Consider the following 24,132-nt stretch of genomic DNA (forward strand, 5'->3'; position numbering starts at 1 on the left):
AGGACTTCAAGCTCGTGACTCAGATCATCATCGCTGGTGCGGTTAGCTTCCTCGTGGCGATCTTTACCACCCCGGTTCTTATCCGGTACTTTTCCGACACTGGCCGCGGACAGGAGATCCGCGAAGACGGTCCCAAGTCCCACCTGCGCAAGCGTGGTACGCCGACGATGGGTGGACTAGCCATCCTGGCCGGCATTCTTGTGGCCTATCTCGTTGCCAGCATCTACGGGCTCCTGACGGGGCATGAGGGCTTCACGGCGTCGGGTCTGCTTGTCCTCGGATTGACGCTGGGACTTGGTGCAGTGGGGTTTGCGGATGACTTCATCAAGCTCTTCCGGCACCGCAATCTCGGCCTCAACAAGACCGCAAAGCTCGTCAGCCAGCTCGTGCTGGCGCTGCTCTTCGGCTTCTTTGTTCTGCGCTTCCCCAATGATGATGGCCTGACCCCCGGCTCCACGAAGCTGTCCTTTATCCGTGACCTGAAGACTTTTGACCTCGCCGTCGGCGGCACCGTGATCGGAACCATCGTGTTCTTGATCTTCATGTACATCCTTATCGCGGCGTGGTCGAATGCCGTCAACCTTACCGATGGGCTCGACGGGCTTGCGGCCGGTGTCACGGCCATCGTCATGGGCTCCTACTCGCTGATGACTTTCTGGCAATTCCGGTACTCCTGCGCCACCAACTTCGCCGCCGGCTGCTATCAAGTGCGCGATCCCCTCGATCTGGCCGTGCTCGCGGCTGCGGGCTTGGGCGGCTGCCTCGGGTTCCTGTGGTGGAACGCCGCTCCGGCAAAGATCTTCATGGGAGACACTGGCTCCCTGGCGCTGGGTGGTCTGGTCGCCGGCATCTCCGTCACCAGCCGCACCGAGCTGCTTATGATCATCATCGGCGCGCTCTTCGTCATCGAGACGGTGTCCGTTGTCATCCAAATCGTGGTCTTCCACTCCACCGGCAAGCGTTTCTTCCGTATGGCTCCGATCCACCACCACTTCGAGAACGGTGGCTGGGCGGAAACGGCCGTCGTCGTCCGCTTCTGGTTGCTGGCCGCCATGGCGGCGATGGCCGGCGTCGCCATCTTCTACGGTGATTGGCTGACTGCTGCGGGCATTGGAGTTGGAGCATGACGCGTCCAGAATTCCTTTCCGGCCGTGTCCTTATCGCCGGCGCAGGCGTATCTGGTCGCGGTTGCGCGGCGGTCTTGGCCAGCTTAGGCGTGGACCTCACGGTGGCTGACGGCAATGCGGAATCCCGCAACCGCATCGCCTCCGAGCTGGGCGTCGCTGCCGTAGACACGGCTGCGGCCGACCTTTCGGAGTACTCGCTTGTCGTGACCTCACCAGGATGGCGCCCCGACTCGCCGTTGCTCGTCGCGGCCGCTTCCCAAGGACTTGAGGTCATCGGTGATGTTGAGCTGGCTTACCGCCTCGACCGCGCAGAAGTCTTCGGCGCCCCTCGCCGCTGGCTCGCGATAACCGGTACGAATGGCAAGACCACGACGACCGGCATGCTCGCCGCCATCATGGCTGCCGACGAGCAACGCTCCGGCCAGCGCGCACAAGCGGTAGGCAATATCGGCGTCTCGTCCTTTGATGCCCTGGCCGCCGATCCCCGCGTGGACATCCTCGTGGCGGAGCTGTCCTCTTTCCAACTGCACTGGTCCTCCCAGCTGCGCCCGGAGGTGGGAGCGCTGCTCAACCTCGCCGATGATCACCTGGATTGGCATGGTTCCTTCGATGCCTACGCCGCCGACAAAGCCAAGATCCTGCGCGGCCAGCATGCCGTTTACGGCAAAGATGACGAGCACGTTATAGCTCTCGCCTCCTCGATTCCGGCAGCGACTGCCTTTAGCCACGCCGAGCCCGCTGCGGGTGAGGTGGGAGTTAGCGCCGGCGGCCTCGTGGTGAATGAGGTCGCTGGGATGAAGGCCGCCGTTGTCGAGGACGTCACCACCATCCAGCCCGCCGGCTTAGCCGGGGTGCTGGACGCTGCCGCTGCGTCTGCAGTTGCCGCTCTCGCCGGCGCGCGCCCCGAGTCCATCGCCGAAGGCCTCGCCTCCTATGTGGTGGCGGGGCACCGCGGAGAGGTCGTTCACCGCCACTCTGGCGTGACCTATATCGATAATTCAAAGGCCACGAACCCGCACGCCGCGGAGGTAGCCATGCGTGGTCTCGACTCCGTGGTGTGGGTCGCCGGCGGTCAGCTCAAAGGCGCCGACGTTTCGGACCTACTGCGCACCCACGCGGCGCGGTTGAAGGCGGCGGTTCTGGTGGGCGTCGACAAGCATGTGCTTGCGCAAGCCCTAGCAAAGGAAGCGCCGCACGTCCCCGTCGTGATCGTGGATAGCCACGACCCAGAAGCAGCAATGGAGCAGGCAGTTGCCGCCGCCGTGCAACACGCCGAGGCCGGCGATACCGTACTTTTGGCGCCCGCTGCGGCATCGTTGGACATGTACACCGGAATGAGCCAGCGCGGCGACATCTTTGCCGCCGCTGCCCGCCGTCTCGCCCGCTAGCTAGGAGCACCCAGAAGCCGTGACTGCCACCAGCACCCAGAAGCCACCACGCACGCTGGGACACCACCTGCGTGATCTCCGTGAGCGCCTGCGCGCTTATCCCGGGCTCGATTACTTGGTGCTGCGTATTGCCATCTTTTCACTCATTGGCATTGGCGTGCTCATGGCCTTTTCCTCGTCGATGGCGACGTCCCTTTCAGAAAGCGATAGCCCGTGGTCAGCCGCCCTGCGCCAGTGCGTGCTCGTCGTCGCCGGCCTCATTGTGTTCTGGATTGGCCTGCGCATGTCACCACGCACGCTGCGGGCGCTCGTGCCCTGGTTCTTGGGGCTGTCCATCCTGCTTCTCATCCTCGTCCTCGTTCCCGGGATCGGTACTGGCCGCGCGGAGGTCGGTTCGCAGTCATGGATCATGCTGCCGGGGGGCGTGGCCTTCCAGCCTTCAGAGTTCGCACGTGTGGCTGTGGGCATGTACGGTGCCTCGGCGCTGGCGGATAAGACGCATCGCTCGATGCGCCTGACGGATCCATTCATGATGTACTCCATCATCGCCGGCATCATGTTCGTGCTTATCGTTGCTCAGGGTGACTTGGGCATGGGCGTATCCTTTGCCCTCATCGTTGTCTTTACCCTGGTTTTCGCAGGCGTGGATTGGCGCGTTCCTACCGTCGTCGGCGTCTTCGGCGCTATCGGCATGATCACCGTTTTCCTAGCCGGTGGCTTCCGCTCGCACCGCTTCCACACCTACTTCGATGCCTTGCGCGGAAACATTGAGGACACGCAAGGTACAGGTTTCCAGGCTTACCAGGGCTTCCTTTCGCTTGCCGACGGCGGCTTTTGGGGCGTGGGCCTCGGCCAATCGCGCGCTAAGTGGTTCTACCTCCCAGAAGCGAAGAATGACTTCGTCTTCGCCATCATTGGCGAGGAACTAGGTCTATGGGGCGGTGCCATGGTCATCGGGCTTTTTGCCGTGCTGGGCTATTTTGGGTTGCGTACCGCAACCCGCGCGCAGGATCAGTTCCAGTCCCTGCTGGCCGCCACGTTGGCGGTCGGTGTTGTCGTGCAGGCATTCATCAACATTGGCTACGTCATCGGCGTGCTGCCGGTGACGGGTATTCAGCTGCCGATGATTTCCGCGGGCGGTACGGCTGCGGTGATTACGATCGGTTCGATGGGTCTGCTGTGCAACGTGGCGCGCCATGAGCCGCTCCAAGTGTCCGCGATGCAGAACTTCGGCCGCCCGCTCTTCGACCGCATCTTCTTCATCCCCGAGCCGACGCCGCCCAATGAGCGCCGCGGCGGAGCCCACCGAGCCCCGCGCGAACGCGCGGAGGGCAGGCACCCTCAGCGCATGCGCCGCGAGCACTCCCAACGACAGGTGGAGCGCAGCCGCGAGGAAAGGTTTGGACGCGCTGTGACGGGGCGCCCGCCGCGTGCGCAGGCACCGCGTGAGGAGCAGCGGCGGGAGTACCGCCGAGAGCGTCGGCGCGGCGAGCGTCGGTAGGGCGGGGCCGCGCTGGTAGCGTGTAGAGCATGAATGACACGCCGATTTCCGTCGTTATCGCAGGTGGCGGCACTGCCGGTCACATTGAACCCGCGCTCGCGGTGGGGGAGGAGCTGCGCTTACGCCACGGCGCGCGGGTGACCGCATTGGGAACCCCACGCGGATTGGAGCGCGATATTGTGCCGGCGCGCGGAGTCGATTTGCGCATGATTACCCCCGTCCCGGTCCCGCGCAAGATCAACGCTGACGCTGTGAAGCTGCCTTGGCGCATCCTCACGTCCGTGCGCGAAACCCGCGCGGTACTCAAAGACGTTGGGGCCAACGTTGTGTTTGGAACCGGCGGCTATGTCGCCGCCCCGGCCTATTTGGCGGCCAAGTCCTTAGGCATCCCGTTCTTCGTTCTCGAAACCAATGCCCTGGCCGGCATGGCAAACAAGTTGGGCGTGCGTTTGGGCGGCACGGGCATTAACGCGCAACAAGGTTCCGGGATGCCCGGGGATGTCTTGGGCATCCCCGTGCGGCCGGGCATGGGGGAGGACCCCGACGGCGCAAAGGCGGCAGCTGCTCGCCAGAACTGGAACCTGGACGCACATCGCCCGACCATCGTGGTGACCGGCGGTTCGCAGGGCGCGGTGAGCATCAACACTGCCGTGGCCGGCGCACTCGAAGACCTGTGCCGGGATTTTCAAGTGCTGCATGCTTATGGCAAGAAGAACGAGGCGCAGGCTGGGCGCGAACACTACACGGCGGTGCCTTATATCGATGACATGGCTGGCGCGCTCGCGGTTGCTGACCTCATGGTGTGCCGCTCCGGTGCAATGACCGTGGCCGAGGTTTCCGCCGCCGGTCTACCCGCGCTCTACGTGCCGCTGCCGCACGGCAATGGCGAGCAAGCGCTGAACTCGCGGGCATTGGTGGAGGCGGGGGCCGCGGTCCAGATTCCGGACGCCGAGTTGACCTCGGAGCGCCTTATCAGAGAAGTTCGCGCTATTCTTGACCACCCCGAGGCCCTGGCAGCCATGCGTGCCGCTGCCGATGCCAGCGAGGCCGGCGACGTTGCGGCTGTCATCGCTGACCGCATCGCGCAACGCGTCGCCGCCGGCGTCCGCGATTAGGCGCACAGTACAGGTTTATTAAAGAAGGATTTTTTCACTATGACTGACACCCCCTCCACCACGGACCTGTCCCGCGTTCACTTTGTCGGTATCGGAGGCTCCGGCATGTCCGGTCTCGCGCGCATCCTGGTCAGCCGGGGTGCGGTCGTCACCGGCTCGGACGTTAAGAAATCGACGGCTGTTGACGTCCTCCGCACAATGGGCGCGCACATTGCCATTGGGCATGCGGCCGAGAACCTTGAAATGGCCGGCGATAAGCCGACGGTTGTCGTGACTTCCTTCGCCGCCATCCCGCAGGATAATCCTGAGCTCGCTGCCGCGCGCGCCGCCGGTATTCCGGTTATTCGCCGTTCCGATCTATTGGCCGAGTTGATGGAAGGCCACCGCCAGGTGCTGCTTGCCGGAACCCATGGAAAGACCTCGACCACGTCCATGGCGGTATCCGCGCTCCAACAGGCGGGGCTGGATCCTTCCTTCGCTATCGGTGGACAGCTGAACCGTGCTGGTACGAACGCACACGGCGGTACGGGCGATGCCTTCGTGGCGGAGGCCGATGAGTCCGATGCTTCGCTCTTGCGCTACAGCCCATCCGTGGCCGTGATTACGAACATCGAGCCCGATCACCTCGATTATTTCGGCACCGCGGAGAGCTACTACCAGGTCTTCGATGACTTCGCCGACCGCGTCGTCGACGGCGGCTACCTTGTCGTCTGCCTCGAGGATGCGCAGGCGGCCGCCACCGGCGAGCGTGCCGCTGAGCGCGGTATTCAGGTGCTGGGCTATGGCGCGCGGGGTGAGGTAGACGCTGCTTCTTCTCTGCCCCTCGCGGCTGAGGTTCTGGAGGAGACAGTCTCTGCCGTCGGCGCGCACGTCCGCGTTCGCCTGACCCTGCCGGGCCAGGCACCGCAGGAGCTGAGCTATGACCTGCATGTTCCCGGCCACCACATGGTGCTCAATTCGGCTGCTGCCCTGTTGGCCGGTGCGCTCGCTGGCGGGGATCCAGCGGAGCTCGCCGCGGGCTTGACCGACTTTACGGGCGTGCGTCGGCGCTTTGAGTACCGCGGAAGCGAGCGCGGCATCCGCGTCTTCGACGATTATGCGCACCACCCCACGGAGGTTTCCGCAGTTCTCGGTGCGGCCCGCGCAAAGGCGGATGCGGAGGGCGAGGGCGCGCGCGTCATCGCCTGCTTCCAGCCACACCTGTACTCCCGGACCATGAAGTTCGACGCCGAATTTGCCCAGGCGCTGGCGCTTGCCGACGCCGCCGTCGTCCTCGACATCTACGGCGCTCGCGAGCAACCGGTTGAGGGCATTACTTCCCGCATCATCACCGACAAGATGCCGGAAGACATGCCGGTTATCTTCGAGCCCGATTTCTCCGAAGCCGCCAGCGACGTCATCTCCTTGGCACAGCCCGGCGATATCGTCCTGACCATCGGCGCGGGCACGATTACCTACGTGGCTGGCGAGATTCTGTCCGAGCTGGGGAATAAGGACGAGGCGGAGGAGCCGAAGGAACCGAATGTCTAAAAAGGCTGGGGCGCTCGTGGTGGGCGCGGTCCTTCTCGTAGCGGTGATCGCTGCCGCAGCGGTGTGGCTTTTCCCGATCCTCACGGTGAAGTCCTTCGAGGTAGCGGGAAATGACCATGTCACGGCTGAGGATGTGGAACAGGCCAGTGGCGTGCCTAAGGGCGCGAACCTTGCGCGCCTGGACGCTCGCGAGGCCGCGCAGGGCGTGGCGGAGATCCCCTGGGTGGAAAGCGCAACGGTGTCGCGGGCTTTTCCCTCGACGGTGCACATTGAAATCGTCGAGCATGAGGCAGTGGCTTTCGTGCGCGACGGTGACAGCACCGTTCTAGTGGATAACCACGGCAAGGAATTCGTGGAAGCCGAGGCGCCGCCCGAAGCCGTGGAAGTCACCGGGCACACCGACTCCGGTTCCCCGGAAATGCAAGCGGCCGTCGATGCCGTAGCGGCCCTTCCCGCTCCAATCCGGGAAAAGGTATCGGCCCTCGAGGTCAAGGATAGGTACTCGCTGACGTTCCGAACCAAGGACAACAAGACCATCTTTTGGGGTGCCTCGGAGGACAACAAGAACAAGGCGATCGCTTTCGAGGATGTGCTCAAACTCGAGGGTGATTCCTGGAACATTTCCAACCCGACGCTGGTGACTCGCCGCTAGGTCCGTCGCGAGTGGGACGGGTGTGGCGCTTGTTAAGAAAACCGCATGTCAGCAACCCTAAAGTAGAGGTTGAGGGTACCGACACGCGGCAAAATGTGCGCCGAAATTACCCCGTTGTCGTTAAAGATGGATGTAACCGCCTCTCGCGAAAAGAGGCGCCTCCTCGTTTACATTAAAAGCTTATTCGAAAGGCAAGAGACCCTCGTATGATCTCATCTAGCAACAACCTCGCGGACATCAAGGTCGTCGGCGTCGGCGGCGGCGGTGTCAACGCTGTCAACCGCATGATCGAAGAAGGGCTCAAGGGAGTCCAGTTCGTCGCCATCAACACCGATTCCCAGGCGCTGATTTTCTCCGATGCGGACACCAAGCTCGACATCGGCCGCGAGGCCACCCGCGGCCTCGGCGCCGGCGCCAACCCGGAGGTGGGCAAGACCTCCGCGGAGGATCACAAGACCGAAATCGAAGACGCCCTCCAAGGCTCCGATATGGTCTTCGTGACGGCCGGCGAGGGCGGCGGAACCGGCACCGGCGCGGCCCCCGTCGTGGCGTCCATCGCGAAGAAGATGGGTGCGCTGACCGTTGGCGTCGTTACCCGCCCATTCAAGTTTGAGGGCGCGCGCCGTACCCGTCAGGCCATGGCTGGCATCGAAGAGCTGCGCGAGGTCTGCGATACCCTCATCGTTATTCCGAATGACCGCCTCATGCAGCTGGGCGGCGAGGAGCTGTCCATCGTCGAGGCCTTCCGCGCCGCCGATGAAGTTCTGCACAATGGTGTTCAGGGTATTACCAACCTCATCACCATTCCTGGCATGATCAACGTCGACTTTGCGGACGTTCGCTCCGTTATGTCCGATGCCGGCTCCGCCCTCATGGGTATCGGCTTCGCTCGTGGGGACAACCGCGCGCTCAACGCCGCCGAGCAGGCCATCAACTCCCCGCTGTTGGAGTCGACCATGGAAGGCGCCAAGGGCGTTCTACTGTCCATCGCTGGTGGCTCCGACCTGGGCCTCCACGAGGTCAACGCAGCCGCCTCCATGGTGGAGGAGCGCGCCGACGAAGACGCCAACATCATCTTCGGCACCATCATCGATGATAACCTCGGTGATGAGGTTCGCGTCACTATCATCGCCACCGGCTTCGACGCACAGGCCAACATGACTACGCAGCCGGCGCAGCCCGGTCAGGCTGCACCGCAGAGCCAGCAGGCCACCCCGGCTGCCCGCCCGGGTTCCCTCTTTGAGAACCGCGCCGAGGCACAGGCGGAAAGCCCCGCCGCATCCCGCGCCGAGGCCCCGCGTGAGGACTACACCCGCGCCGAGCCGCAGCGTGTCGACGCCCAGCGTATCGAGCGCGAAGAGTACACCCCGCGCCACTCCTACGAGCGCGAGCAGCCGGCCGAGCCGGCCCCGTCCAGCGGACTGTTTACTACCTCGGATCGCTTCCGCGGTGAGGAGTACCGCCGCGGCGCCGATGACGAGTACCGCCTCTCGCGCCCCGCTGAGCGCCGTGGCCGCGACTTCGATGATGATGGCGACGACGATCTCGACGTGCCGTCCTTCATGCGTTAGTCCCAGCCCGCTACTCTGGAGTGCATGCCAGTAAACGAGGAAGCACACGTAGCACAACGCCCCGTCCGCATGGTTTTCACCAGCCGTGCCGGCGGGGCGTCGTCGTCCCCTTATAACTCTTTCAACTTGGGCGATCACGTTGGTGATGAGCCCGAGGCCGTGACCGCCAACCGTGAGCGGCTTCTCCGCGCCACGGGTCTAGAGGACATCGTGTGGATGGAACAGCTCCACACCAACACGGTCACGGTGGTGGGGGCCGAACGCCGCGGTGTCCGCGAACCCGTCCCCGCCACCGATGCCGTAGTAACCACCGAAAAGCGCTTGGGGCTAGGCGTGCTCGTTGCTGATTGCACACCGGTGCTGCTTGTCGACGTCTCCGCGGGCGTCATCGCCGCCGCCCACGCCGGACGCCTAGGCGCGCGCAACGGAATCGTCCGGAACACCGTGAACGCAATGGTTGAGCTGGGGGCGACTCCCGCGTCGATCCAGGTACTTATGGGGCCTGCTGCTTCTGGACGCAACTATGAGGTGCCGGAGGAGATGGCGGAAGACGTCGAGAAGCACCTGCCCGGCTCCAAGACTCGCACCTCGTCTGGTACGTGGGGAGTTGACGTGCGCGCCGGCCTGATTCGCCAGCTGATGGGGATGGGAGTTACGGCCATTGAGTCGGATCCGCGCTGCACGATCGAAGACACTGAATTCTTTTCTTATCGCCGCGAGGGCGTCACCGGGCGTCAATCCGGTGTGATTTGGTTGGAGGATTAAATGACTAGCAAGGACCCCGCTGAGCGTCGCGAAGAACTACGGGCCGGTTTGGAGCGCACCCGCGCTGAGATTCGAGGCTTCGCCGCCACGTATGACCGTCCCGTGCCACAGCTGCTGCCGGTGACGAAATTTCACCCGACAGAGGACATAGCGCTGCTGGGGGAGCTGGGTATTACGGATGTAGCAGAAAACCGTGAGCAGGAGGCGCGCGCCAAAGCAGAGGCGCTGCCCGAGATTCGCTTCCACATGATCGGCCAGATTCAAACCAAAAAGGCGAACCACGTCGCCCGCTGGGCGCACAGCGTGCACTCCCTTGACTCAGAGAAGCTTGCCCGGGCGCTGGACCGAGGAGTGGCGCTTGCACAAGAACGCGGGCAACGCGAGGACACCCTTCCGGCATTTATTCAGGTTTCCGCCGATGGCGATACCGCACGCGGCGGATGTCCGTTGGAGGGCGTCCCCGCTCTGGTGGATGTCGTTGAAGAGCTGGAGAATGTGCAGCTGCAGGGATTCATGGTGGTTCCTCCGCTGGAGAGCGAGCCTGCGGAGGTATTCGCTCGGGTAAGGGCGCTGACCGACGAGGTCGCGGCCAAGCTCGGACGGGCTTTAAAAATGTCTGCCGGGATGAGCGCAGATTTGGAAGCGGCGATTGCATCTGGAACGGATATCGTGCGTGTCGGAACCGGAATCATGGGAGCGCGCCCGCTAGGTTAATTGACATTGCAAAAGTGCATTACAAGACAGCAAATGAACAGCACACACTAGGTCAGAGGGAGACCCAGAATGTCACTGATTGATAGGACTAAAGAGTTCTTCGGGCTGGGCCCGATGGACATGGACACCGACGATGCTTACTACGCTGACGAGCGCAGCTACAGCGCTCCGGCATACGCACCTTCCTACGAGAAGCCGGAAGAGGAATTTGTCCCGACTATCGTGGCGCTGTCGCTCGTCTCCTTTGACGATGCAGCGAAGGTCGGTGGCCCTTTCCGTGACGGTGACGCAGTGGTCTTCGAGCTCACTGACGCTGACCGTGGCTCCGCAAAGCGCTTCGTTGACTTTGCCGCTGGCCTCTGCTTTGCGCTGGAAGGCCGCATGAAGAACCTGACCAAGGGCGTGGACACCAGCCGTAAGGTTTTTGCCATCGTGCCGAAGGGCGCCGATATCTCCACTGTTGAGCTGGAGCGCGCAGCTCACCTGCGCTAAGTACGTCGCGTTCTACCGCCCCATCGATTTCTTTTCTCCCGTGTTGGCTAAGGGGAGGGGAAAGTGGTGGGGCGGTTTCGCATTGATGAAACCGGCGGCGTAGTGAGTACGGGGATAGTTCAGCCGACGATTAGCCGTTCATGTTCGCCGAGCGCGAACCGGAGGGCAGGGGAATACCGTTAGCGGGGGTGGTTCGGATAGGCTCGGGCACTGTGAATGCTTTAGGTTCAATTCTCCTCGTTGCCGTGAGTCTTTACTCGTGGATTTTGTTAGCGCGAATCGTCATCGAAATGATTCAATCTTTTTCGCGCCAATTCAATCCACCCCGCTGGTTCATGATGGTTGCAGAGGTGCTTTTCGTGGTCACTGACCCGCCGGTCAAAGCGCTGCGAAAGGTGATTCCTCCGCTGCAGTTGGGCGGCGTTGCGCTCGACGTTTCCATCATTGTTTTGTTCTTGCTTTTGTCCATTCTTTCGCAACTTATTTCGTGGCTGTTTTTCGGCCCCACCGGACTTGCTGTGTAACTAACGGGTGTATTAAACCCTCCTGTTAACGTTGAGACTCGTGCCAGCGTTAGATAATGTGTTGATTCGGATACAATGAGTTAGCAAAATCCGTATTATTAACCGCATATGTACCCGGCCTCTGGAACCTCTAGAGGTTTGACCGATTCGTAAGGGGAAGAGAAGTCAATGCCACTGTCACCCGCTGATGTACACAACGTCGCTTTCAGCAAGCCGCCAATTGGCAAGCGTGGCTACAACGAGGACGAGGTAGATCAGTTCCTCGATCTCGTTGAGGATGCTCTTGCTCAGCTGCAGGACGAGAACGATGATCTCCACGCCCAGGTTGAGGAACTGAAGTCTCAGACTTCGGCCGGCGCCGCTGGCGGCGCTACTGCCGCTAAGGTCGACGAGGCCGCTGTGCGCAAGGAAGTTGAATCCAAGCTTCGCGCCGAGTACGAGGCAAAGCTGGCTGACTCCAAGAATGAGATTGCCAAGGCCAAGGAAGAGACGAAGCGTGCGCAGGAGCAGGCAAAGGCTGCTCAGGCACAGTCTTCCCAGGCGCCGGCTGCTCAGGTAAAGGACAACTCCGCCGAGCTCAAGGCAGCTCGCGAGGAAGCTGCCGCCGCCAAGCGCGAGCTCGAGGCTTCCAAGAAGGAACTGGCGAACACGAAGAAGGAGCTGGAGTCCGCAAAGAAGAACTCCGCAGCCTCCACCACCGCCTCTTCCGCCGCTGCCGTGGCTGGTGCGGGCGCCGCCCAGTCCAATGCACAGGGCCTGGCTACCCCGGATACCCACATGCAGGCAGCCCGCGTGCTGGGCTTGGCTCAGGAGATGGCGGACCGTCTCACCAGCGAGGCCAAGGCTGATTCCGAGTCCATGCTGGCTGAGGCCCGCACGGCGGCAGAGAAGCAGCTTGCCGACGCTGACTCCCACTCCAAGGCCCAGCTCGCGGACGCCCAGAAGCGCTACGAAGCTCAGCTGCAGGAGGCCGATACCCGCTCCAAGAAGCTGGTGGCGGACGCTGAGAACAAGGCAAAGCAGACTGAGTCCGACGCTACGTCCCGCGCCGAGGCGCAGATTCGCCAGGCAGAGGAGAAGGCAGCTGCGCTGCAGGCCGATGCCGAGAAGAAGCACACCGAGGTCATGAACACGGTCAAGCAGCAGCAGACCGCTCTGGAGGCTCGCATCTCCGAGCTGCGCACCTTCGAGCGCGAGTACCGTACTCGCCTCAAGACGCTGCTGCAGTCTCAGCTTGAGGAGCTGGAGTCCCGCGGCACCGCTGCTCCCAACGGTGAAGCCGGCAAGTCCAACAATTAATCACTGAATCAGCGGCGTCCCTGCGGGGGCGCCGTTATTCTTTTCTGTGGGTATGTATTCTCAGTAGGTATTGATTTTTCAGGCAGTGACGGGGAAGGAGAGCGCGCATGCTTATTGGTGCATTGCTTTTGGCCTTTGTGGCTTTCTTGGCGTTCGTGAATTACATCCTCTCCGCCGCTGAGTGGTCTCTGTACCTGCTCTTTGCTTCTGCCGGGGTAGGCATTGTTCTGTTTATCGCAGATACCGTGATTAAACTGCGCCGCAAGCACGACGAGTAGCCCTCGCCCCAGCAGTAATTCTGGGTGGAGGGCTTTTGCGAAGACTCCTAGTTGTGTCGCTCCTAGTCGTCTCTTTCCAGGGCGTCGAATAGCCCGGGAGGCGCTTGCAGAGGCGTGGGCGGCGGGAGGGGACCGTACGTCCTCATGGCCGTTCCGTTGACCCGGGCCATGCGGCCGCGTCCCGGTGGCGCGTTCGGATCGTCCTGGTTCACGCCATTGTGATACGGGCACAGCATCACCAGGTTTTCCTGGTTGGTATACCCGCCGTTCTTCCACGCGATGAGATGGTGAACTTGGCATTCATCGGCGGGCTTCATGCAGGAGCCCCAAGCACAGACCGGGAACTCGGCCATGGCCATGATGCGTTGCTTGATGCTGGCGGAGCGCTCCTCATAGTAGAGATTGACCGGCCCGTGATAGGGGTGGAAGAGAGTCGCGAGCGCGCCATCGAGGTCGATCTCTTCGGCTAGGACCTTGTTGAGGTATTCCGCGCCGGTCATCGTTGCGCCGTTGGTCATCTGCAGCGTGATTTCCTCGCCGTCGCCGTTGAGAATCTTCGTCATTGCATCCAGCGGGACCAAGATATTGGTTTGCAAACCGCGGCGCGGGGCGGCGCCTTTGAAGAAAGCTTCGCGGATGGATTCGAGGGGACGTTCGCGGTCGACGGCGTCGCCAAGCTTTGCAATCATTTGCGCGGGGCCTGTGATTGCCATCGTCCACGGTGCATTGCGGCGACGGTAGATGGTCACGCCCTCCTTCGGTGCGGGCGGGGCCGAGTGCTCCTTGAGCTTCTTCTTCGCCAGTGTTTCCATCGCGAGGGTATCGGCGCTGGTCCGGCACAGCTCCAGGCGTAACTTCCAGCCCAATGCCTGCGTCTTGGCTTTGCGGGCATAGCGGTCAATGACTTCCAGGGTGGGCAATGAGTGGCCGCGCTGGCGCGCAGCCTTCACTGCATCACGTTGCATCTTGGTCATGGCGGTCTTGCCAAAGAAGCTCGTGTGCAGCCGCACCAACTGCGCGGCAGTTTTGTCTGGGGAACCGGCGGCGATGAGGTCTGCTTCAGACATGCCTTCGCACTCGGCGATGACATCGATGCCGGCCCCGAGTGCGTTGAGGAAAGTCTGTAGCGCGTTCATATCTGTGGAGCATAAAACACCTTCTGAGCTGCGCGCATTAGAAAAATGTTCCTGTGGAAAACCGTTTCTCAGACACCTCTTTTGTGCACTGTCGTTTCTATTTTGGGGTTCACGGGAACCTGCGCCTGTGAAAACTTGACCCCTCGGTTATACTTTGGAGCTATATGCAGTGAGCCGGCTATCACCGGGGAGCATTCCGGAAGAACGTGAGGCGCGTGAGCGTCGCATCATTAGAACCGGGCGGGTAGGGACCGTCATCTCCTTCACATCAACGAAGCGGGGCGCCTCGGCGCCCAAGCGGGGTGGTACCGCGAGCCGTACGGCGCGTCCCCGTCACAGCGAACGAGTGAAGGAATTTTTAGATGAGTAATAACCCCGCGAACGTCGGCAGTGTTTATCCCAAAGTCGATATGACTGCTGGGTCTTCCCGTTTCCCCGATATGGAGCAGGAAGTCCAGAAGTACTGGAAGGCCGACGACACCTTTAAAGCCAGCCTCAAGCAGACAGAGGGCTGCCCCGAGTATGTCTTTTATGATGGCCCTCCCTTTGCCAACGGTCTGCCGCACTACGGCCACCTGCTGACCGGTTACGTCAAGGACATCGTCCCGCGCTACCGCACCATGGCCGGCAACCACGTCCCGCGCGTCTTCGGTTGGGATACCCACGGACTGCCGGCGGAGCTGGAGGCAGAGAAGCAGCTCGGCATCACGGACAAGGGCCAGATCGAGGAGATGGGCCTGGAGAAGTTCAACGAGTACTGCGCCAAGTCCGTCCTCGAGTACACCGATGAGTGGGAAGAGTATGTCAACCGCCAGGCTCGTTGGGTGGATTTCGAGAACGGCTACAAGACCATGGACTTGGAGTACATGGAGTCCGTCATGTGGGCGTTCAAGGAGCTCTATGACAAAGGCCTGATCTACCAGGGCTTTAGGGTTTTGCCGTATTCCTGGGCGGAGCACACCTCCCTGTCGAACCAGGAGACCCGCCTGGATGACTCCTACAAGATGCGTCAGGACCCGACCCTGACGGTGACGTTCCCGGTGGCTGGTGCCGTGGAGGGAAGTGCGGCGGAGAAGACGTTGGCGGAGAACGCCGAGCTTGCCGACGCCTCCTTCCTCGCCTGGACCACCACCCCGTGGACCCTGCCGTCCAACCTGGCTCTGGCGGTCCACCCGGAGGTTGATTACGTCCTGTTCAAGGCCACCGAGGGCGACTTTGCTGGCCGTACCTTCGTGATGGCTGAAGCACTGACCGGCACCCTGGCGAAGGAGCTGGGTGAGGTGGAAGTCCTCAAGACGTTCAAGGGCGCGGAGCTGGAGGGCTTCAAGTACGAGCCCATCTTCGATTTCTTCCCGGACGTGGAGAATGCGTACCAGGTGTTGCTGGCTGATTACGTCACCACTGAGGACGGCACGGGCGTGGTCCACCAGGCCCCGGCCTTCGGTGAGGACGATATGCTCACCTGCCAGAAGTACGGCGTGGGCCTGGTCATCCCGGTGGATGAGGACGGCAAGTTCACCTCCCAGGTACCGCCGTATGAGGGCCAGCTCGTCTTCGACGCCAACAAGGCCATCATCAAGGATCTCAAGGCCGCTGGCCGCGTGGTGCGCCACGTGACCATCGAGCACTCCTACCCGCACTCCTGGCGCTCCGGCGAGCCGCTCATCTACATGGCGCTGCCTGCATGGTTCGTCAAGGTGACGGAGTTCCGTGACCGCATGGTCGAGCTCAACCACAATGAGATCGAGTGGCTGCCGGAGCACATCCGCGACGGTCAGTTCGGCAAGTGGCTGGAGGGCGCTCGCGACTGGAACATCTCCCGCACCCGCTACTGGGGCGCTCCGATCCCGGCGTGGATCTCCGATAACCCGGAGTACCCGCGCGTCGATGTCTATGGCTCGCTGGATGAGCTGGAGCGTGACTTCGGAGTGCGTCCGACGAGCCTGCACCGCCCGTACATCGATGAGCTGACTCGTCCGAACCCGGATGATCCGACGGGCAAGTCCACGATGCGCCGCGTGCCGGACGTGCTGGATTGCTGGTTTGAGTCGGGCTCGATGCCGTTCGCGCAGAAGCACTACCCGTTTGAGAACAAGGAATGGTTTGAGACGCATTCCCCGGCGGACTTCATCGTGGAGTATTCCGGCCAAACGCGCGGCTGGTTCTACCTCCTGCACGTGTTGTCCACCGCCCTGTTCGACCGCCCGGCGTTCAAGAAGGTTGTCGCCCACGGCATCGTGTTGGGCAATGATGGCCTGAAGATGTCGAAGTCCAAGGGCAACTATCCGAATGTGAATGAGGTCTTCGACCGCGATGGCTCGGATGCGATGCGCTGGTTCCTCATGTCTTCGCCGATCTTGCGCGGCGGCAACCTCATCGTTACGGAGCAGGGCATCCGTGAGGGCGTGCGCCAGGCCATCCTGCCGATCTGGAACTCGTACACCTTCCTGCAGCTCTACGCCTCCCAGGACGCAAAGTTCGATGTCAGCTCCACCAACGTGCTGGACCGCTACATCTTGGCCAAGACCCATGACTTGGTGAAGAACACCAACGACGCGCTGGCGAATACCGATATTGCTTCGGCAACGGAGGAGGTCCGCCTCTTCGCGGACGCGCTGACCAACTGGTACGTGCGCCGCTCCCGTGACCGTTTCTGGGAGGGCGAGGAAGCCCATCCGGAGGCCTTCAACACGCTCTACACGGTCCTGGAGACGGTCTCCCGCGTGGTCGCGCCGCTGCTGCCGCACGTGGCTGAGGTCATCTACCGTGGCCTGACCGGTGAGCGCTCCGTGCATTTGGCTTCCTACCCGAAGGCCGAGGATTACCCGGCTGACGATGCCCTCGTGGCCGCCATGGATGCCACCCGTGCGGTGGCCTCCGCGGCGTCCTCGGTGCGCAAGTCCAACAAGCTGCGCAACCGTCTGCCGCTGCCGAAGCTGACGGTGGCGATGAAGGATTCGGCGCGCCTGGCGGATTTCAAGGACATCATCCGGGATGAGGTCAACGTTAAGGACGTTGAGCTTACCGACGATGTCGACGCGGTAGGCACCTTCGAGGTCGTGTGCAATGCCAAGGTAGCCGGTCCGCGCTTGGGCAAGGATGTTCAGCGAGCCATCAAGAACCTCAAGGCGGGCAACTACGTGCGCGAGGGCGAGGACGTCGTGGTCGACGGCGATATCCGCCTATCCCCGGACGAGTACACCGAGCGCCTCAAGGCGGCGAATGCGAAGTCGACGGCTCGTGTGGAAGGGCTCGATGGCCTTGTCGCCGTGGATACCGAGGTGACGGAGGAGCTCGAGGCAGAGGGCTGGGCTGCGGACGTCATCCGCGGTTTGCAGGATGCGCGTAAGGCCGAGGATTTCGTGGTGACTGACCGCATCACCGTGGTTCTCTCCGTCCCGGCGGAGAAGGAAGAGTGGGCTCATCGCCACAGCGAGCACATCGCGGCGGAGGTGCTTGCTGTCGACTTCACTGTGACGACCCAGGCTCTCGAGCCAAGCGATGGACAGAACATCCATGATGTCCTCAAGGGCGTGACGGCTACCGTGGCCAAGGCCTAAATCCGCAGCGAAAAGCTCCGCTTCCCTCGAGTGGGAGGCGGAGCTTTGAGCATTTGCGCACTGGTGGCGCAGGGCGGCCCGGAGGGGCCGCGATGACGGGGCGTGTGCGCTAGCGGCGGGTGCCGGGCAGGTGTGCGCGCCACGCAAGGATGACGTTGATGAGGCACACCAGCGCCAAGAAGCTGCCGACGCTGAACAACGCCGTGAAGCCGATGTAGGGCGCAAGCGCGCTAAAGGCCATCGGGATGAAGAAGCCAGTGTAAGAAATGGAGTAGTACACGGCGGTCAAGCCGGCGAGCTCTCGCTCGCCCGCGATGCGCTGGACCTCGGATAATCCAGCCACCAGCGCCAAACCGTATCCCGCGCCCATCGTGGCGGCGGCCGCGATGCCGAGCGGCAGGGACAGTGAGTGAGCGGCAAACGCTCCGAGGATTGCGCCGACGGTGATGACGAACATCGACAGGGCCGAGGCTCGCGCGGACTTGTGGGTATCAACCAGGCGGCCCAGCATCTGGACGGCCACGCCGCAGCCCAGGGTGATGACGGTCATCAGACCGGAGAAAGCGATGGGGGCGTTCCCAGCGGATTCGGATAGCAGCTGTGGAAGGAGCGCATAGGCCGCTCCCGCGCAGCCAAAGACCCAGGGGGCCACGGGCACGACGACACGCAGGAAACGCTTGTGCGCAGCGGCGGGGATGTGGAGCATCTCTAGCATGTCACGCACCCTGAGCTCTAGGATGGTGGTCTTGACATCGCCTCGGCTGGGCTGGCGGGTCTCAGGCGTATGCAGGATCCACACGGCAGTCAACAGCGTGAGCAGCATGTGGAGGATATAGGCCGTGTGAGTCGGCCATGGCCCCCACTGGGCCAGCACCGAAGCGATACCCGCGCCGACGAGGAAGCCGGCGGTCAAACACAACGAAGCCTTACGAGCGCCGGACGCTGGGTCGCCGCCGGCGCTCGTGATGAGCTCCGTAATCCACGTTGAACCCACCGCCATGACTAGGCCTAATGCCATACCGCACAAGACGCGTCCCAACGCGATGATGAGTGGTTCGTTGGGGGCGATGGAGAGCAAGAAAGATCCCACCAAGGACAGTGGTGCCGCGGGGAGCAACAAGGGGCGGCGGCCGAGCAGATCGGACAGTGGGCCGCCGATAAGGAGCGCGGGGATGATGCCAACCACGTAGGCGGCGAGGAGACCATTGACCGTAACCTGCGAGAAATTCGAGGTCTCGCGGTACATCACCAGCAGCGGGGTGAACTCGTTTCCTCCCCACGCCACGGCGATCATCGAACCGGCGACGGGGAACCACGCGTGCTTAGGCAGCGGCGCTTCGGCGGAGCGGCTAGGCAAGCCTGGAGAGGCAGCGCTTTCAGTGCTTTCGGTGGTGTCGGCGTCTGTGGGGGCGTCGGGTTGGGGAGCGGGCGCCTCGACAGCAGGATTCGAATGCGCGGAGACAGTCACAGTTGCTTCCTTGAGGAGTTGAGGTGGGAATGGAGTTCGGTCAGGTAGGTGTCGATGTCGCCGGTGCGGAGGGCGTCGGCAAGCAAGGCGTGCTGGGCCACGAAGCCGCGTGCCTTCTCGACGCTGCGGCCGATGGCAGTTGCGGTAAAGCGGTGTTGGCGCTCGCGCAAGGTGTGGCCGAGGTGGGCGAGGAGGCGGTTGCCGCCGTTGTCCATGATGGTTTGGTGGAACTTCGCATCCAGTTGGGTATAGGTGCCCAGATCGCCAGCGTCTAGGGCGGCCTTTTGCTCATCGATGGTGGCGACGAGGACATCGGCGATGAGACTGCGCTCCTCTGCGGACAGTCCGCAAATATGGCGGGCAGAGTTCTCATCCACGAGGAGGCGCGCCTCGTAGACCTCACGGATTTCGCGGGGGCTAATCGGTACGACCAGCGCACCGCGCTTGGGGTAGAGCTTCAAGAAGCCCTCCACCTCCAAACGGAGGAAAGCCTCGCGCACCGGGGTTCTACTCATTCCCAGCTCGGCGGCAAGGGCGGCTTCGGAGAGCATCTCCGAGTCATCGATGTCGTCATCGATGATGCGGCGCTTGAGGTGATCGTAGGCCCGTTCCGCGGCGGGTACCTTGTCTTTTTGCATGTATACATGATGCATGCATGCGGTGCTCTCGGTCTAGCGCAAACGCCAATTCGTGAGACATTGATCACGCGGTGGGCAAGTGAGAGCTAGTTCTCTCACGGCACGGTTGGGGTGCCTTGCTGATGCGAATGTGTGTTTTAGACTTGAAGGCATGCAACGCTGGGTTCTTCACATCGACATGGACGCGTTCTTTGCGTCGGTGGAGCAGCTCACCCGCCCTACCTTGCGCGGCCGGCCTGTGTTGGTGGGTGGAACGAGCGGACGCGGCGTCGTCGCCGGTGCCTCTTATGAAGCCCGCGCATATGGAGCTCATTCCGCAATGCCCATGTTCCGCGCGCAGCAGCTCGTGGGCTATAAAGCCGTGGTGGTGCAGCCGCGCCGGGCGGTGTATGTGGCGGCCTCGCGCCGGGTATTTGGAATTATTGCGCAGCATGCGGGGGTCATCGAACAGCTCTCCATCGACGAGGCCTTCATGGAACCGGCCGCACTCGCCGGAGCCACGCCCACCGAAGTCCGTGAGTGGTCGGAGAATCTGCGCCGAGTGATTCGAGCCGAGACGGGCCTTCCCAGCTCCATTGGCGCCGGTGCAGGAAAGCAAAGCGCGAAGATTGCGTCAGGGGAGGCCAAACCGGACGGGACTTTTATCGTGCCCCAGGAGCGCTTCGATGAGCTCATCCACCCGCTGCCGGTGGGCAAGCTTTGGGGAGCGGGCCCAGTCACCCAGCAGAAGCTCGCAGCTATCGGCGTGGAGACTATCGGCCAGCTGGCGGCGATGAGCCGCAAGGAAGTCGAGATCTCACTGGGGAACGTGGTGGGCGTGCAGCTGTGGGAGCTCGCCCAAGGGATTGATGAGCGCCCGGTTGCCCCGCGCGCGATTGCCAAACAAATCTCCACTGAGTTCACCTACCCCACGGACCTGCGCACGGCGGCGGAGGTGGATGCGGCACTAATCCGCGCGGCGCAGGGCGCGCATTCCCGCCTGCTCAAGGACGGCCGCGGTGCGCGCACGGTGACGGTGAAGCTGCGGATGGCGGATTTCCACATCGAATCCCGCTCGGCCACCTTGCCGTACGCGACCGACGATCTGAAGGTTCTCGAGGCCAAGGCGCTAAGCCTGGCGCGCTACCCGGAGGAGCTCGGGCCCATCAGGCTGGTGGGGGTGAGCTACTCGGGCTTGGAAGAAGCCCGCCAGGACGTGCTGTTTCCTGAGCTCGACCGGGAGGTCGTGCGCAAACAACCCGACACGGACTATGAGACCGGCGTCAGCGATTACCTTCCAGGAACATCGTCCGCCCCGACGGACGTTCCCCCCACGGCGGCCTCCGAAGAATCGCTTCGTCCTAGGTGGCGCGCCACCCAGGACGTTTTTCACCCTGAGTTTGGCCACGGTTGGATTCAAGGCGCCGGCCACGGGGTGGTCAGCGTGCGCTTTGAAACTCGCGCTACGGGCCCGGGGTTTGTGCGCTCTTTCGCGGCTGAGGATGAAGATCTCCACCCGGCCGATCCATTGGACTCACTGGCGTGGGAGGGGGCGCTGCCAGGCGACGCCACCGAGGCCGATGACCCTGTGACTGACACCGCTGGGGAGGAACCGCCACGCGAGGATAGCTAGCCCGCGGTATAAGCAGTGGCGGAGGGGGCAGTGCTAAACATCTCTGCCACCGGTGTGTCGGTAGCGAGTGCCGCGGCGAGCATAATGCGGGCTTGGCCGGCTCGGAATCCGCCGGAGGCCACCGCGCCCATCTCGCCCAAGGTGGCACCGCCACCTGCGCCGCCATAGGCCAGCTTGGTAGCTCCGTAGGGCGTGCGGGTGCTAATCACCACGGGCACACCCGCTTGCAGCGCGCGGGCAACCCCGGCGCCCATCTCTTCACCCATGTTCCCCGAGCCCATGGCTTCGATGACGAGGCCATGGGCGTGGTTGAGGGAGGCGTCGACAAGCGCGGCGCCGGCACCCGGGTAGGCGGCGATGATTTCAACGGGGTGTTGCGCCATGGGGGAGAGCGGCAACGGCGCCAGAGCGGAGTCACCCACCGGTAGCTCCTCAAAGCCGTTGAGCTGCGAAGTATGCCACTTGCGCGCGCCGCGTCCGGGAATGGTCTTGCCGCCGAATTGCACCCACACGCCGGCCTTTCCGGAACACAGGAGCTCATAGGAATCGCGCAGATTGCGCGGGCCATCACCAGCCGGGTGGTCGAAGGCGCGCTGCGCACCAGTGAGCACGATGGGCCCCTCGCCGAGGTCGAAGAGGGATAACGCCAGCGCGGTTTCCTCCATGGAATCGGTGCCGTGCGTGATGAGGACGCCATCAATCTCTGGGCGCGCAAGGTGCTGGCGCACACACAGCAGTAGCTCATCGAGGTCTGCCAAAGTAATCGAGCTGGAATCCAGCGCGCGGAATTCCACCACCTCAATGTCGTGTGTTCCGACTTCAGCGTCGAGGAATTGGGCTAGCTGTTGCCCACTGACGGTGGGGACCAGGGATCCGTCACGGACCGTCGTGCAGGCGATGGTGCCACCGGTGGCGATGAGGGCGAAAGTCATGACAGCAGGCTACTACAGGCACGCACCTGCGCGGGAACCCCAGGGCGGCGGTCGTGGACGCTAAAGTAAAAGGGATAAACCACGATCCCCTACGTGAGGAGTATTTGTGAAATCCTTCAAGCTGAGCGCCGCCGTTGTGGCCCTGGGCGCCGCGACTGCCCTGGCTGCCTGCTCGTCTTCCGAGGATGCAGACACCGAGAACAGCACCGCCGCTAAGCCTTCGGGCGAAACCTCCGCATCGCAGGTGGCCTCCACCGAGATGCCGACCGTGGAGCAGCTCAATGAGATCCTGACCAAGGCCGCCGACCCGAACCTTCCACAGGAAGAGAAGGTCCAGCTGGTCCAGGGTAGTGAGACGGCGCCGGAGCTTTTCGACGTCATGTCGCAGTCCCAGGCCGAGTCCGGCGCCACCTTCGAGGTCGTGGCCCCGGTCATCCCGGGCCTCGTGCCGGATTCCGCGCTGGCGACCGTCCACATCAACACCCCGGACGGCCAGCAGCAGACCGCCGACCAGGTGGAGTTCATCAACGAGGGCGGCACGTGGAAGCTGTCCAAGACGTGGGCCTGTGTCCTGGTCACCAACATCGTCCCGCCGGAAGAGGTGCCGGAGATGTGTGCTGATTCCGTACCGGAAGGCGCAGAGGCGCCTGCCGACGCCCCGGCAGAAGGTGCCGAAGCTCCTGCCGACGCTCCGGCAGAAGGCGCAGAGGCCCCGGCCGACGCCCCGGCTCAGTAAGACTGGGATTCAAGCTTCAGCGCCCGCCACCACACTGGATTGAGAGCCAGTGGGTGGCGGGCGCTGCGCTGTCCGAAGGTCGGCGCGCGGTTGCCTGATGCGGGGCAGGCTCGGCGCGCAGCGGACTAGTCGGTGGTGAACGTCATATCGGTGGCGCTGGTTTGCACCACGCGAAGATCGGAGCTGTCCGCACCATAAGAAATGGCAGTAGTCACGGAGACATCGCCGGCGGTGGGAAGCGGTTTGGTCAGATCAACGGTGACCGTGCCCTTCGACGTCGACGTGGTGTCCATGACCTTGAGCTCTTTGCCCCGCAGCTCCTCGGGGGCGTCAGCGCCGTCGAAGGAGAGCGCGCCCAGGGACGGCCGCTGCTCAACCTCGACGTTGAGCGTGGCGATATCCCCGTCGAGCTTGTCCAAGGTATAGGTCGTGGTTTGCAGCAGCGTGGACTCGCCGGTAACGCGCGATTCCACGACCCACTGAGCGCCGGAGCCAATTTCCTCATCCGGGAAGACGATGGGCAGCGAGGTCAGGCTGGTGATGGCGCGCTCCACAGTGCTGCGGGCCTCGTCGGTTGCGGCCTGCGGGGCGGCAAGGCGCAGCGAGTTCATTTGCCCGCTATCCGTGCCGCGCCACCCAAACTGGAAACCCTCGGCGGAGGAGACGTCCGCGCCTTCGGCCGCAGGCTTGCCCACGGTAACGAAGGCGTTGCGGCTGGCCGGCAACTGGCCCTCAACATTCTCGGTGGCAGCCTCCACCGAGGCCTGTAGCGGAAGGGTGACCTTGTCCTTGGACGCTGGTGCAGGAGCCGAGCTGCCGTCCTTGCGCAATTGCTGGTCAAAACCCGTGGCGACCTCATAGGTCAGCTCCTGAGTGGCATCGAGATCCTTATAAGCCACAACGCGGCTTGCGTCGTCACCGGGTTCTAGGAGGGTGACGCGCGGGGCATCGAGGGCTAAGCCCACTGGCTCCTCTACTGGCTTGGCCGGCTGGGAATAGGAACAGCCGGCGAGCGCGCCGCTGACTCCCAAGACGGTGGCGGACAGGACTGCTAGAGCTCTCACACGAAACACGCATTCCAAATTACCGGATGA

At 62.9% G+C, this 24,132-nt stretch carries 21 protein-coding genes; 16 read left to right on the forward strand and 5 right to left on the reverse strand.

Features of this window, described 5'->3' with window-relative positions; all coding sequences use genetic code 11:
- Positions 1 to 14: 14 nt before the first annotated feature.
- The 13 genes from mraY (at position 15) to HMPREF2760_RS12860 (ending at position 12,956) form a co-directional block, all read left to right on the forward strand.
- A complete protein-coding gene (gene mraY, locus HMPREF2760_RS05905; RefSeq protein WP_070519857.1) occupies positions 15 to 1,127 on the forward strand; it encodes a phospho-N-acetylmuramoyl-pentapeptide-transferase in 1,113 nt (370 codons plus the stop codon).
- A complete protein-coding gene (gene murD, locus HMPREF2760_RS05910; RefSeq protein WP_070596838.1) occupies positions 1,124 to 2,515 on the forward strand; it encodes a UDP-N-acetylmuramoyl-L-alanine--D-glutamate ligase in 1,392 nt (463 codons plus the stop codon). The genes mraY and murD overlap by 4 nt, the downstream gene beginning before the upstream one ends.
- A 19-nt stretch (positions 2,516 to 2,534) precedes the next feature.
- On the forward strand, positions 2,535 to 4,016 hold the full coding sequence (locus HMPREF2760_RS05915; protein WP_070596839.1) for an FtsW/RodA/SpoVE family cell cycle protein: 1,482 nt from the start codon (positions 2,535 to 2,537) through the stop codon (positions 4,014 to 4,016).
- Between the two features lie 29 nt (positions 4,017 to 4,045).
- Positions 4,046 to 5,131, forward strand: a complete 1,086-nt coding sequence (gene murG, locus HMPREF2760_RS05920) for an undecaprenyldiphospho-muramoylpentapeptide beta-N-acetylglucosaminyltransferase (protein WP_070596840.1) — start codon at positions 4,046 to 4,048, stop codon at positions 5,129 to 5,131.
- A gap of 39 nt (positions 5,132 to 5,170) precedes the next feature.
- Positions 5,171 to 6,661, forward strand: coding sequence for a UDP-N-acetylmuramate--L-alanine ligase (murC, locus tag HMPREF2760_RS05925; protein ID WP_070596841.1), 1,491 nt, complete (start codon positions 5,171 to 5,173; stop codon positions 6,659 to 6,661).
- Positions 6,654 to 7,313: a cell division protein FtsQ/DivIB gene (locus tag HMPREF2760_RS05930; protein ID WP_070533311.1), complete on the forward strand. Its 660-nt coding sequence runs from the start codon at positions 6,654 to 6,656 to the stop codon at positions 7,311 to 7,313. Before murC ends, HMPREF2760_RS05930 begins: the two co-directional genes overlap by 8 nt.
- Positions 7,314 to 7,519: 206 nt before the next feature.
- Positions 7,520 to 8,884: a cell division protein FtsZ gene (gene ftsZ / locus HMPREF2760_RS05935; protein ID WP_070596842.1), complete on the forward strand. Its 1,365-nt coding sequence runs from the start codon at positions 7,520 to 7,522 to the stop codon at positions 8,882 to 8,884.
- Between the two features lie 24 nt (positions 8,885 to 8,908).
- Complete coding sequence (gene pgeF / locus HMPREF2760_RS05940; protein WP_070519871.1) at positions 8,909 to 9,649, forward strand: peptidoglycan editing factor PgeF; 741 nt, start codon at positions 8,909 to 8,911, stop codon at positions 9,647 to 9,649.
- Positions 9,650 to 10,363, forward strand: a complete 714-nt coding sequence (locus tag HMPREF2760_RS05945) for a YggS family pyridoxal phosphate-dependent enzyme (RefSeq protein WP_070596843.1) — start codon at positions 9,650 to 9,652, stop codon at positions 10,361 to 10,363. It abuts the gene before it with no gap.
- A gap of 69 nt (positions 10,364 to 10,432) precedes the next feature.
- Positions 10,433 to 10,855 (forward strand): cell division protein SepF, encoded by a 423-nt coding sequence (locus tag HMPREF2760_RS05950; protein WP_070519876.1) that lies wholly within the window; start codon positions 10,433 to 10,435, stop codon positions 10,853 to 10,855.
- 212 nt (positions 10,856 to 11,067) lie between these two features.
- Entirely contained in the window at positions 11,068 to 11,379 is a 312-nt protein-coding gene (locus HMPREF2760_RS05955; RefSeq protein WP_070596844.1) for a YggT family protein, read from the forward strand.
- A gap of 168 nt (positions 11,380 to 11,547) precedes the next feature.
- Positions 11,548 to 12,678, forward strand: a complete 1,131-nt coding sequence (locus HMPREF2760_RS05960) for a DivIVA domain-containing protein (protein ID WP_070519878.1) — start codon at positions 11,548 to 11,550, stop codon at positions 12,676 to 12,678.
- A gap of 107 nt (positions 12,679 to 12,785) precedes the next feature.
- Complete coding sequence (locus HMPREF2760_RS12860; RefSeq protein WP_168162406.1) at positions 12,786 to 12,956, forward strand: hypothetical protein; 171 nt, start codon at positions 12,786 to 12,788, stop codon at positions 12,954 to 12,956.
- Between the two features lie 62 nt (positions 12,957 to 13,018).
- On the opposite strand, the gene HMPREF2760_RS05965 is transcribed toward HMPREF2760_RS12860, so the two are convergent.
- A complete protein-coding gene (locus HMPREF2760_RS05965; RefSeq protein ID WP_070519880.1) occupies positions 13,019 to 14,092 on the reverse strand; it encodes an HNH endonuclease signature motif containing protein in 1,074 nt (357 codons plus the stop codon).
- 362 nt (positions 14,093 to 14,454) lie between these two features.
- On the opposite strand from HMPREF2760_RS05965, the gene ileS reads away from it, so the two are divergent.
- Positions 14,455 to 17,652, forward strand: a complete 3,198-nt coding sequence (ileS, locus tag HMPREF2760_RS05970) for an isoleucine--tRNA ligase (RefSeq protein ID WP_070596845.1) — start codon at positions 14,455 to 14,457, stop codon at positions 17,650 to 17,652.
- A 109-nt stretch (positions 17,653 to 17,761) separates the two neighbouring features.
- On the opposite strand, the gene HMPREF2760_RS05975 is transcribed toward ileS, so the two are convergent.
- Both HMPREF2760_RS05975 and HMPREF2760_RS05980 read right to left on the reverse strand, forming a co-directional pair.
- Positions 17,762 to 19,009 carry an MFS transporter gene (locus tag HMPREF2760_RS05975; protein WP_210386345.1) on the reverse strand — a complete coding sequence of 416 codons (1,248 nt, stop codon included), beginning with the start codon at positions 19,007 to 19,009 and terminating at the stop codon, positions 17,762 to 17,764.
- 107 nt (positions 19,010 to 19,116) lie between these two features.
- The gene (locus HMPREF2760_RS05980; protein ID WP_070533299.1) at positions 19,117 to 19,758 is read right to left on the reverse strand and encodes a GntR family transcriptional regulator; all 642 of its coding nucleotides are present in this window, start codon (positions 19,756 to 19,758) and stop codon (positions 19,117 to 19,119) included.
- 151 nt (positions 19,759 to 19,909) lie between these two features.
- On the opposite strand from HMPREF2760_RS05980, the gene HMPREF2760_RS05985 reads away from it, so the two are divergent.
- Positions 19,910 to 21,370 (forward strand): DNA polymerase IV, encoded by a 1,461-nt coding sequence (locus tag HMPREF2760_RS05985; protein ID WP_070596847.1) that lies wholly within the window; start codon positions 19,910 to 19,912, stop codon positions 21,368 to 21,370.
- Here HMPREF2760_RS05985 and HMPREF2760_RS05990 read toward each other — a convergent pair.
- Positions 21,367 to 22,302 carry an asparaginase gene (locus HMPREF2760_RS05990; protein WP_070519891.1) on the reverse strand — a complete coding sequence of 312 codons (936 nt, stop codon included), beginning with the start codon at positions 22,300 to 22,302 and terminating at the stop codon, positions 21,367 to 21,369. The two genes, HMPREF2760_RS05985 and HMPREF2760_RS05990, sit on opposite strands and share 4 nt — an antisense overlap.
- 106 nt (positions 22,303 to 22,408) lie before the next feature.
- Here HMPREF2760_RS05990 and HMPREF2760_RS05995 point away from each other — a divergent pair, with 106 nt between their 5' ends.
- Complete coding sequence (locus HMPREF2760_RS05995; RefSeq protein WP_070519893.1) at positions 22,409 to 23,038, forward strand: WKL family lipoprotein; 630 nt, start codon at positions 22,409 to 22,411, stop codon at positions 23,036 to 23,038.
- Between the two features lie 125 nt (positions 23,039 to 23,163).
- On the opposite strand, the gene HMPREF2760_RS06000 is transcribed toward HMPREF2760_RS05995, so the two are convergent.
- Positions 23,164 to 24,111, reverse strand: coding sequence for a DUF6263 family protein (locus tag HMPREF2760_RS06000; protein WP_070596848.1), 948 nt, complete (start codon positions 24,109 to 24,111; stop codon positions 23,164 to 23,166).
- Between the last annotated feature and the right edge of the window lie 21 nt (positions 24,112 to 24,132).

It is taken from the genome of Corynebacterium sp. HMSC065D07, assembly GCF_001810695.1.
GTDB classification, from domain to species: Bacteria; Actinomycetota; Actinomycetes; order Mycobacteriales; family Mycobacteriaceae; genus Corynebacterium; species Corynebacterium hesseae.

Bases quoted from the DNA above. Each gene is read 5' to 3' on its own strand.
- murD (WP_070596838.1), top strand. From the start codon at position 1,124: ATGACGCGTCCAGAATTCCTTTCCGGCCGTGTCCTTATCGCCGGCGCA.
- murG (WP_070596840.1), top strand. From the start codon at position 4,046: ATGAATGACACGCCGATTTCCGTCGTTATCGCAGGTGGCGGCACTGCC.
- murC (WP_070596841.1), top strand. From the start codon at position 5,171: ATGACTGACACCCCCTCCACCACGGACCTGTCCCGCGTTCACTTTGTC.
- HMPREF2760_RS05930 (WP_070533311.1), top strand. From the start codon at position 6,654: ATGTCTAAAAAGGCTGGGGCGCTCGTGGTGGGCGCGGTCCTTCTCGTA.
- ftsZ (WP_070596842.1), top strand. From the start codon at position 7,520: ATGATCTCATCTAGCAACAACCTCGCGGACATCAAGGTCGTCGGCGTC.
- pgeF (WP_070519871.1), top strand. From the start codon at position 8,909: ATGCCAGTAAACGAGGAAGCACACGTAGCACAACGCCCCGTCCGCATG.
- HMPREF2760_RS05945 (WP_070596843.1), top strand. From the start codon at position 9,650: ATGACTAGCAAGGACCCCGCTGAGCGTCGCGAAGAACTACGGGCCGGT.
- HMPREF2760_RS05950 (WP_070519876.1), top strand. From the start codon at position 10,433: ATGTCACTGATTGATAGGACTAAAGAGTTCTTCGGGCTGGGCCCGATG.
- HMPREF2760_RS05960 (WP_070519878.1), top strand. From the start codon at position 11,548: ATGCCACTGTCACCCGCTGATGTACACAACGTCGCTTTCAGCAAGCCG.
- HMPREF2760_RS12860 (WP_168162406.1), top strand. From the start codon at position 12,786: ATGCTTATTGGTGCATTGCTTTTGGCCTTTGTGGCTTTCTTGGCGTTC.
- HMPREF2760_RS05965 (WP_070519880.1), bottom strand. From the start codon at position 14,092: ATGAACGCGCTACAGACTTTCCTCAACGCACTCGGGGCCGGCATCGAT.
- ileS (WP_070596845.1), top strand. From the start codon at position 14,455: ATGAGTAATAACCCCGCGAACGTCGGCAGTGTTTATCCCAAAGTCGAT.
- HMPREF2760_RS05980 (WP_070533299.1), bottom strand. From the start codon at position 19,758: ATGCAAAAAGACAAGGTACCCGCCGCGGAACGGGCCTACGATCACCTC.
- HMPREF2760_RS05985 (WP_070596847.1), top strand. From the start codon at position 19,910: ATGCAACGCTGGGTTCTTCACATCGACATGGACGCGTTCTTTGCGTCG.
- HMPREF2760_RS05990 (WP_070519891.1), bottom strand. From the start codon at position 22,302: ATGACTTTCGCCCTCATCGCCACCGGTGGCACCATCGCCTGCACGACG.